16 protein-coding genes are annotated in these 23,528 nt (G+C 46.2%); 15 read left to right on the top strand and 1 reads right to left on the bottom strand.

The genetic code is table 11. The features are described from left to right. Nucleotides 1–419: 419 nt before the first annotated feature. The 7 genes from CLFS41_RS07710 to CLFS41_RS07675 all read left to right on the top strand — a co-directional run bounded on the left by CLFS41_RS07710 (nt 420) and on the right by CLFS41_RS07675 (nt 12,690). Complete coding sequence (locus CLFS41_RS07710) at nt 420–6,749, top strand: DUF4011 domain-containing protein (RefSeq protein WP_045091936.1); 6,330 nt, start codon at nt 420–422, stop codon at nt 6,747–6,749. A 376-nt stretch (nt 6,750–7,125) separates the two neighbouring features. After that, nucleotides 7,126–8,508: an MATE family efflux transporter gene (locus CLFS41_RS07705; protein ID WP_045091935.1), complete on the top strand. Its 1,383-nt coding sequence runs from the start codon at nt 7,126–7,128 to the stop codon at nt 8,506–8,508. Between the two features lie 344 nt (nt 8,509–8,852). Beyond that, nucleotides 8,853–9,470, top strand: a complete 618-nt coding sequence (locus CLFS41_RS07695; RefSeq protein WP_007860063.1) for a type 1 glutamine amidotransferase family protein — start codon at nt 8,853–8,855, stop codon at nt 9,468–9,470. A 370-nt stretch (nt 9,471–9,840) separates the two neighbouring features. Continuing rightward, nucleotides 9,841–10,563: a DUF5131 family protein gene (locus CLFS41_RS07685; protein WP_007860059.1), complete on the top strand. Its 723-nt coding sequence runs from the start codon at nt 9,841–9,843 to the stop codon at nt 10,561–10,563. A 20-nt stretch (nt 10,564–10,583) separates the two neighbouring features. Further along, nucleotides 10,584–11,567 carry a flavodoxin family protein gene (locus CLFS41_RS07680; RefSeq protein ID WP_052665664.1) on the top strand — a complete coding sequence of 328 codons (984 nt, stop codon included), beginning with the start codon at nt 10,584–10,586 and terminating at the stop codon, nt 11,565–11,567. Between the two features lie 7 nt (nt 11,568–11,574). After that, nucleotides 11,575–11,715 carry a hypothetical protein gene (locus CLFS41_RS31130; protein ID WP_330376835.1) on the top strand — a complete coding sequence of 47 codons (141 nt, stop codon included), beginning with the start codon at nt 11,575–11,577 and terminating at the stop codon, nt 11,713–11,715. Nucleotides 11,716–11,817: 102 nt separating this feature from the next. Beyond that, the gene (locus CLFS41_RS07675) at nt 11,818–12,690 is read left to right on the top strand and encodes an alpha/beta hydrolase (RefSeq protein WP_052665663.1); all 873 of its coding nucleotides are present in this window, start codon (nt 11,818–11,820) and stop codon (nt 12,688–12,690) included. 84 nt (nt 12,691–12,774) lie between these two features. Here the strand turns inward: CLFS41_RS07675 and CLFS41_RS07670 are convergent, their stop codons facing one another. Continuing rightward, nucleotides 12,775–14,115, bottom strand: coding sequence for an MATE family efflux transporter (locus CLFS41_RS07670; RefSeq protein WP_045091933.1), 1,341 nt, complete (start codon nt 14,113–14,115; stop codon nt 12,775–12,777). A gap of 466 nt (nt 14,116–14,581) precedes the next feature. On the opposite strand from CLFS41_RS07670, the gene CLFS41_RS07665 reads away from it, so the two are divergent. The 8 genes from CLFS41_RS07665 to CLFS41_RS07630 all read left to right on the top strand — a co-directional run bounded on the left by CLFS41_RS07665 (nt 14,582) and on the right by CLFS41_RS07630 (nt 23,524). Further along, nucleotides 14,582–15,928 carry a DUF3440 domain-containing protein gene (locus tag CLFS41_RS07665; RefSeq protein WP_007860054.1) on the top strand — a complete coding sequence of 449 codons (1,347 nt, stop codon included), beginning with the start codon at nt 14,582–14,584 and terminating at the stop codon, nt 15,926–15,928. Further along, nucleotides 15,903–16,445 (top strand): ParB/RepB/Spo0J family partition protein, encoded by a 543-nt coding sequence (locus tag CLFS41_RS07660; protein WP_007860053.1) that lies wholly within the window; start codon nt 15,903–15,905, stop codon nt 16,443–16,445. The genes CLFS41_RS07665 and CLFS41_RS07660 overlap by 26 nt, the downstream gene beginning before the upstream one ends. 143 nt (nt 16,446–16,588) lie before the next feature. Further along, complete coding sequence (locus tag CLFS41_RS07655) at nt 16,589–17,944, top strand: extracellular solute-binding protein (RefSeq protein ID WP_007860052.1); 1,356 nt, start codon at nt 16,589–16,591, stop codon at nt 17,942–17,944. A gap of 127 nt (nt 17,945–18,071) precedes the next feature. Next, nucleotides 18,072–18,926 (top strand): sugar ABC transporter permease, encoded by an 855-nt coding sequence (locus tag CLFS41_RS07650; protein WP_007860051.1) that lies wholly within the window; start codon nt 18,072–18,074, stop codon nt 18,924–18,926. Then, on the top strand, nt 18,926–19,750 hold the full coding sequence (locus CLFS41_RS07645) for a carbohydrate ABC transporter permease (protein ID WP_007860050.1): 825 nt from the start codon (nt 18,926–18,928) through the stop codon (nt 19,748–19,750). Before CLFS41_RS07650 ends, CLFS41_RS07645 begins: the two co-directional genes overlap by 1 nt. 81 nt (nt 19,751–19,831) lie before the next feature. Continuing rightward, the gene (locus CLFS41_RS07640; protein ID WP_045091932.1) at nt 19,832–21,586 is read left to right on the top strand and encodes a histidine kinase; all 1,755 of its coding nucleotides are present in this window, start codon (nt 19,832–19,834) and stop codon (nt 21,584–21,586) included. A gap of 23 nt (nt 21,587–21,609) precedes the next feature. Continuing rightward, nucleotides 21,610–22,419, top strand: a complete 810-nt coding sequence (locus CLFS41_RS07635; protein WP_007860046.1) for a response regulator — start codon at nt 21,610–21,612, stop codon at nt 22,417–22,419. Further along, nucleotides 22,397–23,524 carry a prolyl oligopeptidase family serine peptidase gene (locus CLFS41_RS07630; RefSeq protein WP_045091931.1) on the top strand — a complete coding sequence of 376 codons (1,128 nt, stop codon included), beginning with the start codon at nt 22,397–22,399 and terminating at the stop codon, nt 23,522–23,524. Before CLFS41_RS07635 ends, CLFS41_RS07630 begins: the two co-directional genes overlap by 23 nt. Nucleotides 23,525–23,528: the final 4 nt, after the last annotated feature.

Raw genomic sequence — 23,528 nt, 5'->3', positions numbered from 1 at the left:
AAGAAAATGACTACTAATGACGGAATGTTTTTCCTGCTGACAGATGAAACAGCGGAGCATATAGCTGAGTTGGTCTGCGCAAAGGTTACCGTGCATAAGTCGGCTTCATAGCAACAAAAGAAAGAATAATGGTTAAAATGAGGTCAAAAGCATTTGCTGGCGGCCTCATTTTTTAGCATTATTACCGGGGAAAACCAGAGGAGTAATGTCAAAGCATAAGGCCTCCTTTTCAGCATGTACAAAAAAAGATCATTATTAGATACCGGTATAAAATGGAAATCCCATCTGATATGTCCTGGAAAAGGAATGTTTATCATGGTATAATTTATTACAGTTAACCAATTGTATGCTATTTTGAGAAATTAAAGATGGTCTATCACTGTTTTATTAATAAGCTATAATGGGTGGGAGGTTTTATCATGGATTGGAGAACTTTGTTTAATGAGAATATATTATGTGGCGCAGAGGATTATATTCACAGTAATTCTGTCCATGATTTGCATACAGATGATAATCATATTGTAGCAATAGTGGCCGGGCCCGATAACTTTAAAGTGGAAATTGAATTGGATGGAGATGCCTCCCCTAAAATGCAATGCACTTGCCCTGATGCAAAAGCCGGAGCCAATTGTAAACATATGGCGGCTGTTTTACTGACTTGGGATCAGGATATGATTAAAAAGGCTAAGATGAGCCTAGAGCTTTCCTGTGAAATAGATGATGTGCTTACTTATGCGGTTGTACATAATGGAGCGCATATCGTAAGGGATATCTGTGTAAAAAATGGTTCGGAAGCAGATATTGATCATCTTATGATTAAGATAGATTCCAACAATGAACTGGTTGAATTGTTCGAGATTGGAATCGAAAAGATTAAACCAGGAGAAGAACTGCATTTCAGAAACCTTAAAGTAAGTATTAATACCGAATATCTTGCATCACTTACTGAGAGAAGTGCATGCAAACTAAAGGTAAGGGTTTGTCTTGGAGAAGAAGAACTGGCTTCAGAAACAAAAGAGATGATAGCGCTTGCTTTTGACCAGTGGCCTGGACTGCAATATACACCGGAACTGCTGGCTGCATTTGCAATGCCAAACCACCCGGTTGTCAGCAGTATGCTGCAGCTTGCTGCAAAATATCTGGATAAGTGGACAAAGGATCCCTCTCTTGCAGGGTACCAGTTTAATGATCCAAACAGAGTGAAAACCATGGCAGCTGCCGCTTATGCTGCAATCCAGCAGAAGAATATTACATATGCTGAACCGCCTTCAAGCTTTGAAGCATTTGGGCAGCGTATTCGTTTGGCTGATGCGGTATTGGATCAGCATATGGGAACATGTATGGACATGACGCTTTTGTATGTGGCATGTCTGGAGGCTATGGGATTGAATCCGGTTATGGTTATGATGAAAGGCCACATCTTTGCTGGTGTATGGCTCATAGAGGAATCTTTTTCAGATATGATCATGGATGATCCATCCCAGCTTGAGAAGAGAATGTCTAAGGGCATTCATGAAATGATCGTGGTGGAATGCACCGCCATGTGTTCAGGAAGAACAAAAAGTTTCGATGAGGCAATTGCTCTGGCTGAAGGTAATGTCTCTGCGTATAGCAGATTTGCATTTGTTATAGATGTATGCCGGGCTAGAAGTATGGGTATCAGGCCGCTTCCGGTTCGTATAAAAACAGATGCCGGATTTGAGGTAAGGCATGAGGACCGCAAGGATCAGGATGTTACAAATGCACCAGCTGCTATAGGAGATACTTTCAACCTTTCCCGTTCTCCAGACAAGGAAAAGGTTACAAAGCAAGCTCAGTGGGAACGCAAGCTTCTTGATATGAGTATGAGAAATATGCTTATTAATATGAGAATGACGAAGGCGGTCGTACCCCTTCTTTCCGCGGATATCAATACTCTGGAGGATGCGTTATCTGAGGGGGAAGAATTTCTGGTGCTGCCAAGACCGGCAGACATGTCTGTTTCGGGAGAGGAGGGAGTGCCGGTTGAGGCATTGGGAGAACTGGGACCATTTGCGGATTTTATAGCATTGGAAAGCAAACATAGGAGGCTCCATTCTTTATATACAGAAAAAGAACTTTTCAGCTGCCTGACTAAAATGTATCGTTCCGCAAAGACATCAATGGAGGAGAATGGCGCCAGTACGCTGTATCTGGCACTTGGACTTCTCAGATGGTTTGAGGGAAAAAGAGACGCTGTGCCAAGATATGCCCCTATTATCCTGGTACCGATTGATATTAACCGAAAGTCGGCAAGTAAAGGTTATGCATTGTGCATGAGGGACGAGGATGCGCAGATTAATATTACTTTGCTGGAGTTTTTGAAACAGAGTTTTGATATACAGATCCAGGGGCTTAATCCGGCGCCCATGGATGAACACGGACTGAATCTGCCGAAGATATTTGCAATAATACGACACGCAGTGATGAATCTTCCTATGTGGAATGTGGTGGAAGCAGGCTTTATTGGTAATTTTTCATTTTCCCAGTTTGTAATGTGGAATGATATTCATAGTAGGACGGAATTCCTTAATCACAATAAAATAGTCCGCAGCTTAATGATGGGAGCTGTGGACTGGGATTGTACAATTCCTTCCAGTGTTAACACGGATGAGGCGTATTTGCCGGTAACGGTTGACTCTTCACAGTTGAAGGCCATCAATATGGCAGCTGGCGGTGTCAGTTTTGTGCTGCATGGGCCGCCGGGAACGGGGAAGTCACAGACCATCACTGCAATGGTGGCAAATGCTTTGACAAAGGGAAAGACAGTGCTTTTTGTTGCAGAGAAAATGGCAGCATTGGAGGTTGTACAAAAGCGTCTTGCAGGGCTTGGAATACAGGATTTTTGTCTGGAGTTACATTCAAATAAGGCAACTAAAAAAGCTGTTCTTGATCAGTTAAGACGAGGTCTTGAAATTGGCGTCTGGGGAATACAGACAGATTACGATAAAAAGATTCAGGATATCCGTAAGATGAGGGCAAGTCTGGATGCCTATGCAAAAGCACTCCATAAGCAGAGGGCATTCGGTAAAAGCCTTCGCCAGCTTATGGATATATATGAGATGATACCAGAATTTGGTAAGGATATACGTTTTGATCATACATATGCGGGTTCACTGACTGAAAATGACTTGGATCATCATATTCACAGCCTAGAGAGACTGGTCGCGGCAGGAAAAGCCATTACTCATCCTCATAATCATCCGTTGTCATCAATCCGCCAAAATGAATACAGTCAGAAACTGAAATTTGATTTGGAAGATATTGTACGTGCCTATAAGTCCGCGCTTGAAACATTGAAGGCAGATGTAAACCTGTTTGCAAAACAGATGGAACTTAATTTGCCGGTATCGGAGGCTGAGTGGAGGGGGATTTGCAGTGATGCCCGCGGTGTGATTGCAGCGGAGGAGATTCCTTCATTTATAAGAAATGCAGATTCTATAGACAGGGAATTTGCGGATCCTAAGGTGTATCTGGAACGGAGTAGTGCGTTTGCTTCTCAAAAGGAGAACTTCTTAAGCCAGTGGAACGAGAATTTCCTAAAAATGGATATGAATATATTCCGTGATAAGTATGATCAGGCAAATAAAAAGTTCTTTGGCAAGGGGAAGGCACTTGCTGCGCTTACTGCGGAGATGCAGGCATATGCCTCGTTCCCGGTGCTGGCAGATAAGATTCCCGTATATTTGACAGATATTTCATTCTATCAGCAGGAAGCGGAAGCGGTTGAAGGCTTAAAGTCGCAATTGTCTTGTGAATGGAAAGAAATATTACAAGAGTATACAACAAATGCAGAATTGGAAGCCTATCAGGCTTTTGTAAAATGTCAGGTTCAGACATTGACCCAGTTTGCCGAACAGATCAGGAGACTGGAGGCGTCAGGAGAATTAAAGAGTTGTATCGATATTGCTAAGGCGGTGATTGCTGATCTTGATACGGTGAAAGAAAAGCAGACAGCGACAACAGAATTACTGAAGCTTGAATTCAGCGGAAATGATAAAGATTGGATGGAGAGCCGTTTGGATCTTTGCACAGGTATTCTTGAAAATGCATCATCCATCAAAGATTGGATTGTTTATAGACAGATTGTAATGGAATGCAGAGAACATGGGCTGGCGCCTGTTTGCGAGGCATATGAAGCGGGTATGCCCCATGAGCAGATCCTGGATGTCTATTTAAGATCTATTTACAGGACCATCATACTATCAGTTGTGGAAAACGAACCGGTGCTGAATGGATTTACCGGTACTGAATTTAATGAACGGATTATACAGTTTAAAAAGTTGGATCAGGAGTTTATGGATCTGACAAAGGAAGAGATGTTCTATAAACTCACACATCAGCTCCCTACCTCACAGGATTCTGTTCAGGTGAGCAAGGAATTAAATATATTACGAAGGGCCATCAGCAGCAATGGCAGGGGCGTGTCCATTCGGTCTTTGTTTGAACAGATACCCACGGTGCTCACAAGATTATGTCCATGTATGCTGATGAGCCCCATTTCAGTGGCGCAGTATCTGTCCGCAGAGAATGACCTGTTTGATATTGTTATATTTGATGAGGCCTCACAGTTACCTACCTGTAAAGCAGTTGGAGTGCTTGCCAGAGGCAAGGATGCAGTGATTGTCGGAGATCCCAATCAGATGCCGCCTACCAGTTTCTTTGCAGGAAATACTGTGGATGAAGATAACCTGGATATTGAAGATTTGGATAGTATTCTGGATGACTGTCTGGCTCTTGGTATGCCGCAGGCTCATCTGCATTGGCATTATCGAAGCAGACATGAAAGCTTGATTGCGTTCAGCAACCAGGAATTTTATGAGAGTTCCATGCTGACATTTCCATCAGTAAACGACAGGGTAAAACGAGTCAGACTGGTAAAAGCGGAGGGATTCTTTGACCGGGGAAAGGGGCGTGTCAATGAAGGTGAAGCAAGAGCTATTGTGGAGGAAATTAAGCGAAGATATAAAGATCCCGAATTGACAAATCAGACAGTAGGTGTTGTAACATTTAATATTAGTCAGCAGACATTGATTGAAGACCTGTTACAGGAAGAATATCAAAAAAATCCTGAATTTGATACTTGGGCAAATGTTGGCGAAGAAACAATGTTTGTTAAGAACCTTGAAAACGTTCAGGGTGATGAGAGAGATGTAATCTTATTTTCAGTTGCTTTTGGCCCGGATGCCAATGGAAAACTGTCATTAAACTTTGGTCCGCTGAATAAAGGCGGGGGATGGAAACGGCTAAATGTAGCTGTATCCCGTGCCAGAACTGAAATGGTTGTATTTACGACCATGACAGCGGATATGATCGACCTGAAACGTACGAAAGCTAAAGGTGTTGAGTCCCTCAGGAATTTCTTGGAGTTTGCCGAAAAGGGACGGCTGCAGGGGGAATACATTGAGACCAGAGTACAGAAGGACCAGGGAATCATGGAACATATTTGCCGGCAGATATCAGATGCCGGATTTAAGTATCAGAAGGCGGTGGGCCACTCTAAGTTTAAGGTAGATATTGCAGTGATTAATCCTTACAAGGAAGAAGAGTACCTGCTTGGGATTATGCTGGACGGTGACTCCTACAAACAGTCTGTGAATACAAAGGATCGGGAGGTTGCTCAAATAAGTGTCTTGCAGGGACTTGGCTGGAAGCTGCATCGTATCTGGACCATGGACTGGTGGGATAACCGGGAAAAAGAGATTGGCAAGCTGCTTCAGATTTTGGATCAGCAAAGGGCGGAAGCATATGAACAATATCAAGAATATCAAGAGTCTCATTTGGGCAAGGCGGATGAAAACATTAATGTAGAGATTAAAGAGACAGCAGAGCTATGTGACGTAAGAAATATAGCAGAGCAGGAAGTTTCTGACGAACAGCAGATGAATTCTGAAAACAGCATTGCTGAGTTCAATGATGCAGAGGAGAATGAGACTGCAGGAGATAAGGCTGGAGAAGATAAGACTTTGGAAACTGAAGTAACAGAATCGGTAGAGATAGAAGCGGATCTTGTGGCAGAGCAAGCATCTGCCATACATATGGAAAATCGATTAAATCCAGAATATTCAGTTTTGATTGAACCGGGAATGAGGATTGCGGCAAAGCAGGAAGAACAGCCCGGAATACCTGCAGGCAATTCATCGGAAATTATCGCATATCAAGTAGAAGAATATATTTCGGCAGAGCTGGAGATCACCCCTATGTCCACGGCAGAGTTTGTCCGGAAGGACACGCTGGCTTCTATCACTGCAAAGCTTCAGCAGATCATTGACGCGGAGGCGCCCATAAACTATGACCGGCTGGTAAAAAAAATGCTCCGTTCCTTTGATATCGGACGCTCCAGTGCTCAGACGCTTGAAGCAGCCGAAAAGGCTCTTAAGAAAACTGTATCCAGAACGAATAAGCAGGCGGGTGTGAAGTTTATCTGGAAAAAGGATCAGGATCTTGATGTTTACAGCATGTATCGCCTGGAACAAAATTCTGATGATAAGAGATATCCGGATGAAATATGCCAACAGGAAATTAAAAACGCGGTTTGTGTCACTTTGGGAAATAAGGGTGCTTTGAATAAGGATATGCTTATTAAGGAGACTATTCGGACAATGGGATATGGGCGAAGCGGCGCCGCACTGGTCGCAGCTGTTGAAAAGGGATTGAAATATGGACGGAAGTCAGGAGAAATCATCCAGAATGCGGAGAAGTTGTGGGAACTTAATGCAGGTAAGGAATAGCCCATACGGGCGGCTCATAAAAATATGGGTATTGAAACGCTGTGGTAAAATATGTCCGGTGGTGAATCCCTCCGCATTGACATAATCCCGGCAACCATCTATAATTATTTTAGAATCCAGGAAAGGGTGAGTACAATGTTATTTGGAAAATTTTGTATTGAGTTTGGCTCCGAACAAGTATATACCACAAAACATTGTGCGGAGCCTGATAAGAAAAGGGAATCTATGAAACCATAGATTCTGTTTTATGATCTTTAGGGTCGCAGACAGTGTTTTGTCTGCGGCCTTTTGTTGTCTTTTTTTATATTGACACCACAGCAGAAGGCGCACGTTACCGTGCCGGCCTTCTGTTTTTTTGAGAAAGGAAATGAACCCAATGATTGATAAAGAGAATTTAACCACGGGAAGTGTACCTAAAAAACTGATCGCCTTTGCGCTTCCTTTGTTGTTGGCAAACCTGCTCCAATCGTTTTACAGTATTGTAGATATGCTGGTGGTGGGCAGGATTGTTGGAAAAACAGGGCTTGCGGCCATCAGCAATGCCTCTATGGTAAGTTTTATCATCAATTCCATCTGTATTGGTGTTACAATGGGAGGGACGGTTTTGATCGCCCAGTTCAAAGGCGCCGATGACGTGAAAGGGCAGAGCGAAACAGTGGGCACATTATTTTCCCTTACCCTGACCGCGTCAGGTGTTGTCACCGCCGCTGCGCTGCTAGGGTATAAGCCTCTGTTCGGCCTGTTAAGCATCCCATCGGATGCAATGGGGGATGCCTGTGAATATATGGAGGTCATCTGCCGGGGAACGGTTTTTGTGTTTGGATATAATGGGGTATGCTCCATTATGAAAGGATTTGGGGATTCTAAAAGTCCCCTGTATTTTGTTGGGATTGCCGCCATTGTGAATAGTGTGTTAGATCTGCTGTTAGTTGGCCCATTTGGAATGGGGGCCAAAGGAGCGGCATATGCAACGATCTTTTCCCAGGGTATTTCATTTGCAGCAGCGATGATCCATCTGAAACGCAGAAGCTTTATTTTTGATTTTAAGCCGGAACATTTTGTAGTTAAAAAGGATAAGCTGGCCATGATCCTAAAGGTGGGGCTGCCTACGGCTGTTCAGATGGTGGTAGTGAACATATCCTACCTTTTAATCACCGGGATGCTCAATCAGTTTGGGGTAGCGGTTGCCGCGGCCTCCGGTGTGGGCTTAAAGATCAATACGTTTGCAGGTATGCCCTGCTGGGCCGTGGGGCAGGCAGTCACAGCAATGGCAGGGCAGAACATGGGGGCGAATAACAGGGAACGGGTGAGGGAAACAACAAACACGGGACTTTGCCTTAACCTTGCAATCACCGCTGTGGTGGTATTGTTTGTCCAGATTTTTGCAGGACCGATCATCAGGCTTTTTGACCCGGTGAGCCCGGAGGTCACACGGGATGGTATCTTGTACCTTAGAATATGCTGTGGGCTTAACAGCCTGATCTATGGGGCTATGTATACCTTTGATTCCTTTGCCATTGGGGTCGGCTCCGCCAATGTCGCTATGGTAAACGCTCTTTTGGACGCGGTGGTGGTGCGGCTGCCTGTGAGCTGGCTGCTGGCATTTCCATTGTCCTTTGGATTTCCCGGTGTATATCTGGGACAGGCTCTTTCTCCCATTCTTCCGGCGGTTGCCGGGGGGCTGTATTTTAAGAGCAGAATATGGGAACGTGGGAATTTGATCAGGAGAAAAGGGACGGAAGAGGAGGAGAATACGTAGATGGATCGGAAAAAGCTGATTGACCAAAGCATCGATTACATTATGCACCCACCATGTTTAAGCAGTCCATACCCACCCATGGCATGCCTATTCCTTGTAACCCGGAGCAGGCGGCACGGTTTAAAAGAGCAGAGGAATATGCGGCCCAAATTGAGTCGCCCATGGAAATGCTGCGCAGCGCAAACACGCTGACAGTGGACAGCCTGCGGGCATCATGTGCGGATGAAGTCGTTTTTTTACAATACAAAACAGGAGATTAATGATATAATAATATAATACGCAGCATGTTCATTCCGGTCAAAGGACACGCTGTATGGGAAAATAATAATTGAGGAGAAAATTGTATGAAGAAATGCATCTTATTTGTGATTTTAGAGCCATATGCCGACTGGGAGGCTGCTTATCTGTCCTCCGCCCTCCAAATGTTAGGGCAGGGTATGTATGAGGTTAAGACCGTGTCTTTGACAAAAGAGCCGGTATGCTCCATTGGAGGTTTTTGTGTATTGCCTGATTATGATATCAATTCGATTCCTGCCGATTATGAGGCGCTGATTTTGGTTGGAGGAATGGCGTGGAGGAATGAAGAAGCCCGCAGGATTCAGCCTCTTGTGGAGAAATGCCTGGAGAAAGGAAAAGTTTTGGGCGGTATATGCGATGCATCAGGGTTCCTTGGTACAGCGGGAGTTTTGAACAATGTGAATCATACAAGCAATGACCTTAATGATCTGAAACAGTGGGCAGGCAAGGCCTACACCGGGGAACAGAAATACGTTATGAGACAAGCGGTCAGGGATGGAAACATTGTCACGGCCAATGGAACGGCTCCTCTGGAGTTTGCAAAAGAAGTGCTGTTCGCCCTGAAAGCAGCCCCGGAAAAGGTTATTACAGAGTGGTATAATTTCCATAAACTAGGATGGTATAATGTGTCAATGCCGGAGGATGCAACCAGCTGGAATGAGTGACGAGCATGATTGCTCATGAGGAAAAATGTACGTTGACAATCAGCAGTTTCTTCGGGAGTATACTTAGGCTGATGGGAGGAATTTATGAAACGGTGGATACAAGTTGCATTTTTTAAAGCACTTTTTATTTCTGTTGTTTTTAACCTGATCTGTCTGATTTATGGGTCAGTGACCAGGAATCCATATAAGATATCATTATCACTGGAAGTGATCTTTTTCTTAGTGATATTCGTTGCCAATTTGTTGGAATATCTGTGGAGGAACCGAAAAAAATAATCCGGTTTTATTGCGTGTAAATATTGAGAACTGCTGACCCTGGAAAAAAGTCAGCGGTTCTTTTTGATAAAATGAGTGAATTGGGGAGAAGCCTATGAATTGGGAACCCTGGACAGGGTGTTATAAAGTAAGTGACGGATGTACGAATTGTTATTTCTATGGGCCCCATGGGAAACGCTATGGTCAAAATACCATACAAATGACTGATCAATTTGATTGGCCCATCAGGAAAAAAGCTAAGGGCGAATATAACATAAAGGGAAATAAAATCCTTGCCACCTGTTTTGCCACTGACTTTTTCCTGCCTGAAGCGGATGAATGGCGCAAAGAAGCATGGTCCATGATCAGGGAACGGACAGATATAGAATTTCTGATCCTGACAAAGCGGATCGACCGCTTCCTTGTATCCCTTCCATCTGATTGGGGCCGGGGATATGACAATGTGAATATTGGATGTACGGTAGAAAACCAAAAAATAGCTGATTACAGACTTCCGCTGTTCTTATCCTATCCCATCAAGCGGAGGTTTATCGCATGTGCCCCGCTGTTGGAGGCAATAGACCTGTCTCCGTATCTTTATGGCGTGGAACATGTTACAGTTGGGGGTGAGACAGGGCGGGAGGCCCGGGAATGTGATTATGACTGGGTGCTTAATATCAGAGAGCAATGTGTGAAAGCCAATGTTACATTCTGGTTTAAAAATACAGGTTCATTTTTTAAACAAAAGGGCATTGTTGAAAAGGTGAATCCATACAAGCAAAACAGTTTGGCAAGAGAGCTTGGTATCGATATCTCAGATGGGAAACGGTTGTTTTAGATGAAGCTGGAGGTGTGCATATGAAGATCCTGGTGCTAAACGGCAGTCCCAAAGGGGAGCGCAGCAATACCATGGAGCTGACAAAAGCCTTTTGTGAAGGAATCGGGCAAAGGGTGGAGATACAAACGGAAATCGTGCCTGTTTACCAGAAAAAGATACAGGACTGTCTGGGATGTTTCCGATGCTGGAGTGTCACCCCGGGAACCTGCTGCCTCCAGGATGATGTGGCAGGGATCATTGAACAAATCCTTGAAGCTGATTTGATTATATGGAGTTTTCCTCTGTACTATTTCGGCCTGCCCTCCCGGCTTAAGGCTCTCATGGACCGGCAGCTGCCCATGAGTTTGCCATTTATGTCAAAAGGTAAGGAGAGCGGCGGACATCCCGGACGGTACGATCTATCCGGCAAACGTTATGCCGCTATCTCTACCTGCGGATTTTATACGCCCCAGGGTAATTATGATGGGGTAAATACCCAATTTGACCGGATATACGGCAAGGATGGCTATATATCCGTCTATTGTGGGGAAGGGGAGCTGTTTCGTGTTCCTGCCCTGAGAAAACGCGTTGATGAATACTTAAGCTGGGTACGCCGGGCGGGAAGGGAGTTTGCCGTGAGTTTCATTTCGCCGGCTTCTGATTCTGCCCCATCTGCGGCTGGTCCTATCTCGTCTGCCACATGGGAGCTGCTGACCCAGCCATTGGTGCCCCGTGATGCGTTTGAAGAGATGGCTGACGCTGACTGGGGGGTCCGCGGGGAGAGTACAGATTGGGCGGAGCGTGGGGAGCAGAATGGTGTGCAGCCGGATCCCTCCCTGAATTTCACCCGACAGATGGCGGCGTTCTATAACAAAGGGGCTTGGGGAGGCAGGGACCGTGCAGGCTGCCGCTGTCAGCTTATTATTCCATCAACAATTTTCGGGGCAGACAGGAGTGGGAAAATCCCCTGTTTCTGCGCACCAACTGCATCCTTACCGCATGCTGGGGAGCTCTGTACCTGGTGACCCCACTGTGGACGTATTTTCTGCTGCTGACACCCTTTGCCCCATGGACAGGGGCGGTCAACTTGGCGCTTCCGGTTCTGCTGGGGATTTTTACCGCATGGTTTCAGAGGTGGTATCCGGCTTATTATGCGGGCAGAGGGATGTATAATGCATGATGCGGTATTCCGGTTGAATCAGAAAATAATATGTTGCCGGAGGAATCGGCATGATTGTGAGCCGATGAACAAATTGCAGTAGTAGGAGGAAATAAATGGAAATCAAGGTGCCGGAGAAAGTATCGCAGTTTGTACAAAAACGTAGAAGTGTCTGTTGGGAAGCGGCAAAGAAAGAGCACGTGACTGCAAAGAAAGTTTATGTTCCTGCTGGGGATGGGCGGATAAGATGCCTGGTTTACCGCCCCGAAAGGAATGAGGATAATCTGCCTGTGTTTTTTGATATTCACGGAGGCGGCTTTAATCATGACGTTCCAGAAGCCGACAACATTTTCTGCCGGAAAATTATCGCTGCATTGGATGTATGCGTGATCAGTCCCGATTATCGGCTGGCACCGGAGTTTCCATATCCGCAGGGACAATTGGACGTGTATGATGTGATAAAATATGTATATGCCAATCCAGGGGAATTCGGAATCGACAGTAAGCGAATGGCGATCGGAGGCCATAGTGCGGGAGGAAACTTTGCGGCAGCTATCTGTCTGAGGGAAGCGAAGGAAAAAGAAATTAATTTTTGCTGTCAGATCCTGGATTATCCGGTTTTGGACATGTATACTCCAGCCGCTGATAAGTTTTACGTTAAGGGGGCAGTACCGCCTGATATTTCTGAATTGTTTAATCTATGCTACCGGCTTCCGGAACAAGCTAAAGAGATATATTGCTCGCCTATTTTTGCAGAGGATGATCTTCTTAGAGAACTGCCCCCGGCCTTGGTAATAACGGCTGAGTTGGATTCACTGCGGGACGAGGCGGAGCAATATGCCCTGAGAATGGCAAAAAACGGGGTGGAGGTGACAATGATGCGCTTCCAGAGTGTTGCCCATGGCTTTACGGTGAATGGGCGGGATGACACTGAGGCGGACAGGGCGCATCGGATGATGATCGGGATGCTGAGGCGATATCTTTTCTAGACTGGAGCATGAACCTATTGATATGGCAGAACGGTTTTCATATTTGACACCGGTAAAATTGGAAAACCCATTCAGACCCGCCCATCATCTGTGTGGTAGGCGCTGTATCTCCAATTCCCTCCCCCTCACTACGATCCGAGGCACAAAAAACAGCATCATAAAGATCCAGCAGACCCCTTCCGCATAGGGGATGGCCATATTGGCAAGAGGAGCGGCAAAGAGATAGGAAAGCATAATGCGGATGCAAAGGGCTGCAATGCCGGCCATGCTTGAGTACACTACATCACCCATACCCTCCACCGCACCCCTGAATGCGGTTGCCATACCATAAAAAATGTAAAAAACAGCAATGCTCCTAAAAAAGGAATGGCCGATTCCAATGGCCTCTGTGTCCAGACCGAATATGGAGACCAGGCGTCCGCCAAACAGGATCATGACAGCGGACAAAAACAGGGAAATGACCGCCATCATAGCCATGCCTGTGCCCAGATACCCTTTGATTGAACCTTGTCTGCCTGCGCCTTTGCTTTGGGCCACCATGGTTGAGATGGCGGATCCCAGATTGACAATGGGCAGCAGCATGATTGAGTCAATGCGGTAGGCACAAGTGACTGCAGCTACCGTATGGGAGCCAAAGCCATTCATAAAGTTTTGTAAGATGATGTTCCCAAGGGATGTTACGCTGGATTGTATGGCGGGCGGGAAACCAAATTTACAGCCCTGCTTAATAATATCCCAATGGAGCATTTTTTCCTGAATAGAAAACCTTAACACAGGATGTTTCCTGATGCTGTAAAGGATTATGAAACAGGTCATTGCAATTTGGGAGATCACGGTTGCAATGGCAGCGCCGGCCACACCTTTGTGCAAAACCACCACAAACAGGATATCAAGGAAAACATTCATGGCGGAGGAGATGAAGACAGCGTAAAAGGGAGCTTTGCTGTCACCCATTGCCCTTAGCACGGAGGAGTATGTATTGTACACAGCCAGGAAAGGAATCCCCATGAGAATGATCCGCAGATAGTCCATTGAAAAATGAAACATATCCGCAGGAGTATTGGCCAGAGTCAATACAGGGCCGGCCAGGGCGGATCCAAACACTGCCAGTAGTACAAAGATACCTCCCAACAGGATGGCAAAGGATGATAATATTCTGCGGATTTCTTTGCTCTGATCCTTTCCATACATTTGTGCGGCAAGAATGGACAGTCCCAGTGTAAATCCTGTGATCGACAGGATAAAAAATTCTGTTATGGCGGCAGTTGCCCCAATGGACGCCAAAGGGGTCTCGCCCTCAACGCGGCCCACGATAAAGGCATCGGCCCAGCTGTAAAGTTGCTGAAGGATACCGCTGAATATAAGCGGCAGGCCGAATCTGACGAGTACAAATGCGGTATGTGTTTGGTTTTTCCCAGTTCCCATATCTTCCTCCAAACTATAAAGAGTACTTTCGGAGTCTCCCCGGCACCCATTTTTTTTGGCTGAGCACCAGGAGACTCCGAGAGTACATTAAAAAATACCGTATGCGAAATAGCCTCGCATACGGTAGGTGCTCACCCGTTCATGTATATCAACCAAGTTGAATTTTGTAACAGTTTATCATGTGGGATGACGGCTGTCAAGATGGGACCGGATTCACAGGGAAAATGGATTACCAATGGATTACATTACAATTTTTTGGAAAATAATATTGACACTGCAAAAAAAAATCTATAAACTTAATTATAAGTCTATAGAGATCGGCTTAAAGTATTTGACTCCCGGTCCTTACATATGGGACAAAACATAATTGTGAATAGATTAGGAAATGTTGCGGGCAATAGAAGCTGGGAGTATATTCTCCGGGCTTTTTTTGCTATTTAGGGTTAATCACATATGGGGAAAGACGATGAAGAGAGAATATCTAAAGCAGAATGTTTACGAAGCATTATTAGACAGGTTACATTTTATCTTTGAGGAATTTGAAAACATCTATGTTTCTTTTTCAGGCGGAAAGGACAGCGGCCTGCTTTTAAATCTGGTCCTGGATTACAGAAATAAATATGCTCCGGACAGGCGGATCGGCGTGTTCCATCAGGATTTTGAGGCTCAGTACACAGTGACGACCGAATATATTGAACGGACGCTTGAGCGCATTAAAAATGAGGCAGAACTGTATTGGGTCTGTTTACCCATGGCCACCAGGACTGCTTTGAGCAGCTATGAAATGTACTGGTATCCCTGGGATGACACCAAACAGGAACTTTGGGTCAGGGACATGCCCGACAAGGAGTATGTGATCAATCTGTCCAATAATCCGATCACTACCTACCGCTATCGTATGCACCAGGAGGATCTGGCAAAGCAGTTTGGGCGGTGGTACCGGAAAAAACATGGAGATAAAAAGACAATCAGTTTGCTTGGGATCCGTGCGGATGAATCCCTTCAGCGCTACAGCGGCTTTTTGAACAGAAAATACGGATATAAGGGAGAATGCTGGATCAGCAAACAATTTAAGGACGTGTGGTGTGCCTCCCCCTTATATGATTGGAGTGTCAGGGATGTATGGCATGCCAATTATCTGTTCTCTTATGATTACAACGGCCTTTATGACCTCTACCATAAGGCAGGGCTTACCGTGTCCCAGATGCGGGTGGCTTCCCCGTTTAACGATTATTCAAAGGATGCCATTAATCTGTACCGGGTGATCGATCCGGAAATCTGGTGCAGGCTGGTGGGACGGGTCCAGGGAGCTAATTTTTCCGCCATTTACGGGAGGACAAAGGCCATGGGATACCGCAGCATCACTTTGCCGCCGGGCCACACCTGGAAATCATACACACAGTTCCTGCTGGACACACTTCCCAAGCGGCTTCGCAATAATTACATACGGAAGTTTAACACATCCATACGTTTCTGGCATGAAACAGGAGGCGGCCTGGATGAAGATGTCATACAGGAGCTGGAGCAGAACGGATACAGGATCAGGCGCAACGGTGTTTCTAATTATACCCTGAATAAAAAGTCCCGCATTGTTTTTCTGGGACCCATTCCTGACAACACGGATAATATCAGATCAACCAAGGACATACCAAGCTGGAAACGGATGTGTTACTGCATCCTTAAAAATGATCACACATGCCGGTTTATGGGATTTGGCATGACGCGCCAGCAGCAGGACCGCCTAAAGCTGATCAAGAAAAAATACGAAAGCATAGAGGATTTCAATTATGAGTTATCAAAGCCCTGTATATAACGTAATTGCCGTTCCAATTGAAAAAGTAAAGCCTAATACCTACAACCCCAATAAGGTAGCTCCTCCTGAGAGGCGTCTTCTGTATGAGAGCATCAAGGAAGACGGTTACACCATGCCGGTGGTCTGCTATTATGCCAAGGCTCAGGACCTCTATCTGATCGTGGATGGATTTCACCGCTACCAGGTCATGCTTGACCATCCGGACATATACGAAAGGGAGCAAGGGCTTTTGCCCGTCTCTGTGATTGATAAACCCATTGACAAACGGATGGCCAGCACGATCCGCCATAACAGGGCAAGGGGAACCCACAATGTGGATCTGATGAGCAATATTGTGAAGGAGCTGCATGAATTGGGGCGTTCAGATGCATGGATCTCCAAACATCTGGGAATGGACAGGGATGAGATCCTGCGTCTCAAACAGATCACAGGGCTGGCCACCCTGTTTCGGGATGTCAAATTTGGCCAGGCCTGGCGTCCGGTGGAGGACGATCAGGATTGGGATGATGGGAGGTAGGTTCTGTGGTTTGTGTATATTGTACGATTCGTAACGGATAAATAACAAGAAATATAATAATATGGCTAAAATTTCCTATATAAGTCCAGGCTCTGGTCTGTTAAAATTCTGGTATAACAACTGACAGAAGAGGAGGATGTATTATGAGGAAGTTTTGTAAACGCACATCGGCTCTGGCATTAGCGGCCTTGCTGGCAGCATCGGCGTCAGGCTGTTCATCCGGTACAGGGAGCCAGACCACGGCAACGCCGGATACAACTGCCCAGACAGAGATTTCCAATGAGGAATCAAAAACAGAGGAAAGCAAAGATACGGGAGAACCGGTTACGATCCGCCTGGTACACTATATGGGGGAGCAGGCCAAGAGAGACGCGCTGGACGCCATGCTGGCGGCCTTTAGTGAGGCTCATCCGGAAATCAAGGTGGATGTGGAGGTGGTTGCATCCTCCTCCTATATTGCCACTTATAAGAATTATATTGCTGCCGGGGAGGCTCCGGATATCATGTTTGGAAAGCCTCAGACCATGCAGGAATTTGTGGACGGCGGATATTTCATGGACCTTAAGGATGAGGCGTGCATGGCCAATGTACTGCCCATGCTGGTGGATGAGTGCACGGTAAACGGCGGTGTGTACGGTTTCCCCATTGATGCTCAGGTAAAAGCAACGTTCTATAACAAGAAAATGTTCCAGGAGGCCGGAGTGGAGGTCCCCGCTACCAAGGGCGAGCTTTTTAAGGTGTGCGATACATTCATGGATCAGGGAGTTTATCCCTTTGTCCATCCCTATAATTTTATACACGGCGTATTCCATGAGCTGGATTCCTTCTTCACCAGCATGGCGGCGGCTACAGGTAATGAAAATGTGTGGATGGATTCACAGAATGGCGTTAAGGATCTATCCGGCAATCCTGCCGTGGTAGAAGCAATGGAAATGTTCTCAAAGTTTGCATCCTATAAGGACGCAGGAGATACGGCTGTTGACCAGACCCAGGGCATCCAGAACTTTGCAGCAGGCCAAAGACCCATGTACATGAACGGCGGATGGCTGATGGGGGATGTGATTGCTGCAAGCCCGGATGGAGAATTCGGAATGTTCCCCACACCATGGTCCGATAATCCGGAGGAGAACAAACTCTGGATCGGAATTGATGATGTGTTTGTTGTTTCCCAGCAGACGGAACACAGGGATGAAGTTATGACACTGCTCAACTTCTTTGCCAATGAGGAAAGCTCTAAAACATGGATGAGCACTGCCAAGCTTATGACCAGCAATATAACGGTTCCCACCGATGATGCTGATGCGTTTATCAAAGAAATAAAGTCATATATTGACAATGACATGATCGTATCCAAGAGTCTGGTGCCTGATTATACATCCGAGTATTCCACTGCGTTCCGCACCAAACTCCAGGAATTTGTCACGCTGGATGACAGCCAGAGAGATGTCACAAAATTGCTGAAAGATATTGATGATGAGATAGCATCGATCCGGCAGTAGTTTCTCAAATACATATGATCTGGTTAAAGGTCAGGGAGGTCCGGTTTCCGGTCCTCCCTGATGTGCAGTCAGCCGGTACAGTGCGCTGTCAAAACCAGAGCGTGCAGACAAGAAAATGGAGGGAAAGATGAACCATAAGATGAAAAAAAGGCTTCAGGAATTTACATTCATATTACCAGCCCTGATCATGTTTACGATCTTTGTGGCCTATCCTTTTTTACAGGGTTTTCCCATATCCTTTACCAAATGGGACGGTATGAGTCCCGGAAAGACATTTGTGGGAATAAGTAATTATTTGAGGATTTTCAAAGATGTAAATGTTATTAATGCCACAAAGAATACCCTGGTATTCACGGCAGTGACCATGATATTTTCAAACCTTCTGGGCCTGCTGTTTGCCCTGATGATCTCCAAGGTATCAAAGCTGAACAATGTGCTCAGGACCTGTATCTTTGTACCCTATTGCCTCAGCCTTGTGTTGTCATCCTATATATGGAGATATGTGTACAGTGATGTGTTTTATGATATATTCGGCATACCAAGTCCTCTGGGAAGCACTACCTGGGTCATGCTGGGGTTGGCAGTGATATCCGTATGGAGGGATGCTGGTTACTGTATGGTAGTGTACATTGCAGCCATACAGGGAGTATCCATTGATTATTATGAAGCGGCTGAACTGGAAGGGGCTACGGTGTGGCAAAAATTTAAGGACATAACATTTCCCATGATCGCACCAGCTGTCACCACCAATTTCACACTGCTTCTGGCATGGGGCATGAAAGTGTTTGATTATCCCATGGCAGCTACTGCAGGCGGTCCCGGACGAGCTTCGGAGACAGTGGCCATGCTGATCTACAATAACCTGTTCACCTATTTCCGGGCCGGTTACGGCCAGGCGATCGCGGTGGTATTTACCATTGCCATATTTGCTATAAGCACCATTGTTTCCAGAAGTCTGAGAGCCAGGGAGGTGGAAGTATAATGAAGCATATGGTAAAAAACAGACTATTCCTGATTCTTAAGCTTGTGGTCACCCTGTTTGTTATCAGTCCTTTCTATATTGCCGTCATTTATTCAGTCAAGTCAAAGCCTGAAATGGTCAGTAACCGGCTGGCATTTCCAAAGGTGATCCACTGGGATAACTTTACAAGGGCCATCGAGACTTCCAATTTTGGTCTGGCCATGAAAAACAGCTTATTCACCACGGTTGCGGCCGTGTTGGTGATCACACTGATCTGTACCATGTCAGCCTACATCATAGCAAGAAAAAATAACCGGTTTTATAATGCTGTTTATTATATATTTGTGGGTGCCATGATCATTCCCTTTCAGTCGATCATGACGCCGTTGTACATTGATATGACAAAATGGAGGCTGTTAAATACGCTTTATGGATTTATTATGGCCAAAATCGGTTTTCAAATCGCTTTTACAGTACTGCTTGTCTCCGGGTTTGTGAAAGGTATCCCAAGGGAACTGGAGGAGGCTGCAGCCATTGACGGCGCCGGTATTTATTCCATATTTTTCCGCATTGTATTTCCACTGATGAAGCCGATCATTCTCACGTCCGTGGTGCTTAACACCCTGAATGTTTGGAATGATTTCCAGATGTCCCTTACTCTTCTTCAGAAAAAAACAGTGCGCAACGTGCCTTTGACCCAATACTTCTTTTTTGGGGAGAACAGCATCGAGTTGGGGCTGGCATTTGCTCTGTTTATCCTGTCCATGATACCTATATTAATACTTTATCTGACCCTTCAGAAATATATCATAGGTGGTATCACATCCGGAGCTGTAAAGGGCTGAGTATGGCCGGTCTGCCCCCCGCACGCATTGACAGAAACAGGGACGGTTGCTATATTTGGAAAATAATAGCGGAGGTGGGGAATGGAACAACAGGGGAACAGGATTCATTTCAGAAAAACATTATACTGTAAAATGATTGTGGTCACCCTTCTTTTGGGAGTCACGTTTTTTCTTGCACTATTGTGGATCTATAAAGCCAGCTGCAGCCGGTTTGAGGAGGAGCTGACATACCATTCCGACACGCTCACAGAACAAATTTGCCAGAATGTGGATATTACCCTGAAGGAACTGGTGGAGAAGACCGTGCCCTTAACAGCCACCAATGAGCGGTTTGGTCCATTGCTCAGCGCGGTGAGGGATGAGGATGTGGGAAAGGAGATCCCATTTCAGCGTCTCAGGATCCGGAATCATCTGGAAGAAATGTTGAGCATGAATGATGATATCAACTGGATGGCGGTCATTGACAGAAGAAATGAGATCTATCTGGCATACCGCGATTCCAGGCCCCGGAATACGGTGCCTGGAAGCATTGAACTTCTTTCCCTGTACCTGGATAATAAGGAAAACCTTTCAAACAGACCCGGCAATGTGGTCTGGCTGACAAGCAGCAATGAGGATGGGATTGTGCTGATGCGTTCCGTTTTTGACACTAATACCATGCAGTTTTGCGGATCTATTGCGGCAGAGGTGAAAAACACATCGCTGAAAGCCATCTTTGAACACATTGACAGCAGCAAGGTGGGAAATTTTACTCTGTATGACAGGAACGGGATGCCCATATATTCTACGGATATCCAAGTAACTGGGGGCAGTCAGGACAGAGGAGAGCGTGAAAGCGGCCGGGGGAGGGCCAGGGATTACCTTTATGCGGAATACCCTATTAACAGGGGAAAGCTGAAGATCGCCCATGTCATTGATATGACGGAGAAAAACCGAAGGTTCTCGGACCTTTTATATCTTATATCAGGAATCGGTTTCCTTGTATTTTTAGTGATCCTGGTTTCTCTTTGGCTCATGTTCGGAAATATGGCTAAGAACCTGAAGATACTTCTGGATAACATTCACCGTGTATCCGAGGGAGACTTCGACCTGGAACCCACCCTGTTCCGGAAAGGGGATGAGATGGATGTTCTTGCATTTAACATACAGGAAATGTCGGGCAGGATCAAGGCCCTGATGGACCAGGTGGTGAGGGATAAGGAGATACAGCAGCAGAACCAATACCAGCTATTGGAATTTCGGTATCATGAACTTCAGTCCCAGGTGAATCCCCATTTTCTTTTTAATATCCTTCAGTCCATTAATGGGATTGCGCAGATCAACGGAGATAAGCAGGTCAGCCGGCTGATCTGTATGCTGTCCAAATTTTTCAGAGGGAATCTGGAGCGCAGGAATGTGTCCTGCCAACTCAGGGAAGAACTGGAATATTCTAAGAATTATCTGGAACTTTATAAGGACATATATCCGGACAGGCTGAATATCAAATGGGATGTGGACCAGCGTTTCCTCCATGTCAGGATACCGACCTATATCCTGCAGCCGATCGTGGAAAATTCCCTGGTACACGGTATGGAGCCTATGATCGGAACCTGTACCATATGGATCAGGGTCAAGGAGGAAGATGGGTGTCTGGTCATACGTATCTGGGATGACGGGGAGGGCATAGAGCCGCAGAAGCTGATGCGGGTAATGGCCGGAAGGGATGAGTCAAGACATATCGGTATACGGAATGTGCAGGACAGGATCCAAATGCTTTACGGGAAGGAATATGGACTTTCCATCCGGTCGGAGTATCATGAATATACAGAGGTCAAGCTTACACTGCCGCTGGGGTGATTGCGTGAAAAGGAGGGATGAAAATGTATTCGGTGGTAATTATTGATGACAACAAGATTGCAGTGGAAGCAATTTCCAAATCCACGGATTGGGAAAAATTCGGCTGCCGTGTTGCCGGAACTGCATATGACGGAGTTGCAGGTCTAAAACTGATCCACAATTCGGCTCCTGATATTGTGATCATTGATATTCAGATGCCGGGTTTTAACGGGCTGGATGTGATCAAGAAAATCCAGGGTACCAGGAAAGATATCCGGTTCATCATTATTTCAGGCTACAGCCAGTTTGAATACGCACAGCAGGCGATCCGATACGGTGTAAGTGATTATCTGTTAAAGCCTATATTGACAGAGGAAATGGAGCAGGCATTAAAGCATGTGACGGACACGCTGCACAAAAAGGAGGCGGGGACGGCTCCTGGCCATATGGACAGTCTGGAGAGGAGAATCTATGGAATCCGCTCCGGCAAGGACGGCTATTCATCCATGGTATCCCAGGCGATCAGCTACGTGGACCGGAATATCAACCGCAACATTTCCCTTCGGGATGTGTGCGATGAGCTTTTGGTTTCCATGTCTTATTTTAGCAAATGCTTTAAAAAGGAAACAGGGGCAGGCTTCTCTTCCTATGTCACCATGGTGAAAATGGAGAACGCCAGGATCCTGCTTAAAAATCCTAAAAACAGGGTCAACGAAGTGGCGCATATGCTGGGATACAGCGACTACGCGTATTTTTTCCAGGTTTTTAAAAAGCAGTTTGGCTATGCGCCCAGCGATATAAAACTCAATGTCAAAAAGGAGGACAAGAAAAATGATCCAAATGCCGGAAAATAAGAGAAATGTGCCGTCTGTACTCACATGCATGGACGGTACCGTTGTAAGAGACAGCAGGCGTTGGTTTGAAACACGCAGGCCGGAGATACTGGAACTGTTCAAGGATCAGGAATATGGGCGTTTGCCCGATATGAAGGATGTGGAAATAAAAATCCGGGCGGCGGATTCGAGGCAGGGGCCGAACGTGATGGAGGGCCGTGCTGTGCGCAGGACGGTGGAAGTGGAGGCTATCCGGGGAGAAAATCATTTCAGTTTTAATTTTGTGGTATTTATCCCTGTGGGGATGAGACAACCGGTGCCTGCCTTTATCACCATCTGCAACCGCGGAATCAGGGACAGCGATCCTGCCAGACATTTTCTCAGTCCTTTTTATCCGGCAGAGACTATCATCTCTAGGGGATATGCCTGCGCATCCTTCCGCACACAGGAAGTAGCTCCGGATTATGATGAGGGATTCAGTACCTGTTTTCACAAATTGTTTCCCGAGTACAGAGAGAACCGTCCATTAGACGCATGGGGAGCCATAACCGTGTGGGCCTGGGCGGCCAGCAGGATCATGGATTATTTTGAAACTGATCCTCTGATCGATGAAAAGAGAGTGGCTGTGGTGGGACATTCCCGTGGGGGAAAGACGGCTCTGTGGTGTACGGCACAGGATGAGCGCTTTGCCATGGCTGTGAGCAGCTGTGCGGGCAACAGCGGGGATGCCATAGCCCGGGGGTCCAAAGGGGAGCGGATCAAGGATATTGCCAACCGGTTTCCCTACTGGTTTTGCGCTAATTACCAGAAGTATAAGGACAGGGAGGAGGAACTTCCCTTTGACCAGCACATGCTGCTGGCCCTCATTGCCCCCAGACTGGTTTATACCACATCCAGGACATTTGACAGCTGGGCAGACCCCGAAGGGCAGTTTGAATCCTGTGTCCAGGCAGATCCGGTTTACCGGCTGTTAGGTGTGCCCGGGATTGCTGAGAGGGAAATGCCCCTCCCGGAACACCCGCTGCATGAGGGGAGGATCGGGCATCACCATAAGACAGGGAACCATGATATGGACGAATATGACTGGAACTGCTTTATGGATTTTGCGGACAGGCATATGAGGTGAGAAA

This window comes from Clostridium sp. FS41 (assembly GCF_000954015.1).
In the GTDB taxonomy this organism is placed as follows: Bacteria; Bacillota; Clostridia; order Lachnospirales; family Lachnospiraceae; genus Enterocloster; species Enterocloster citroniae.
This window is presented reverse-complemented; position numbering and strand designations above follow the sequence as displayed.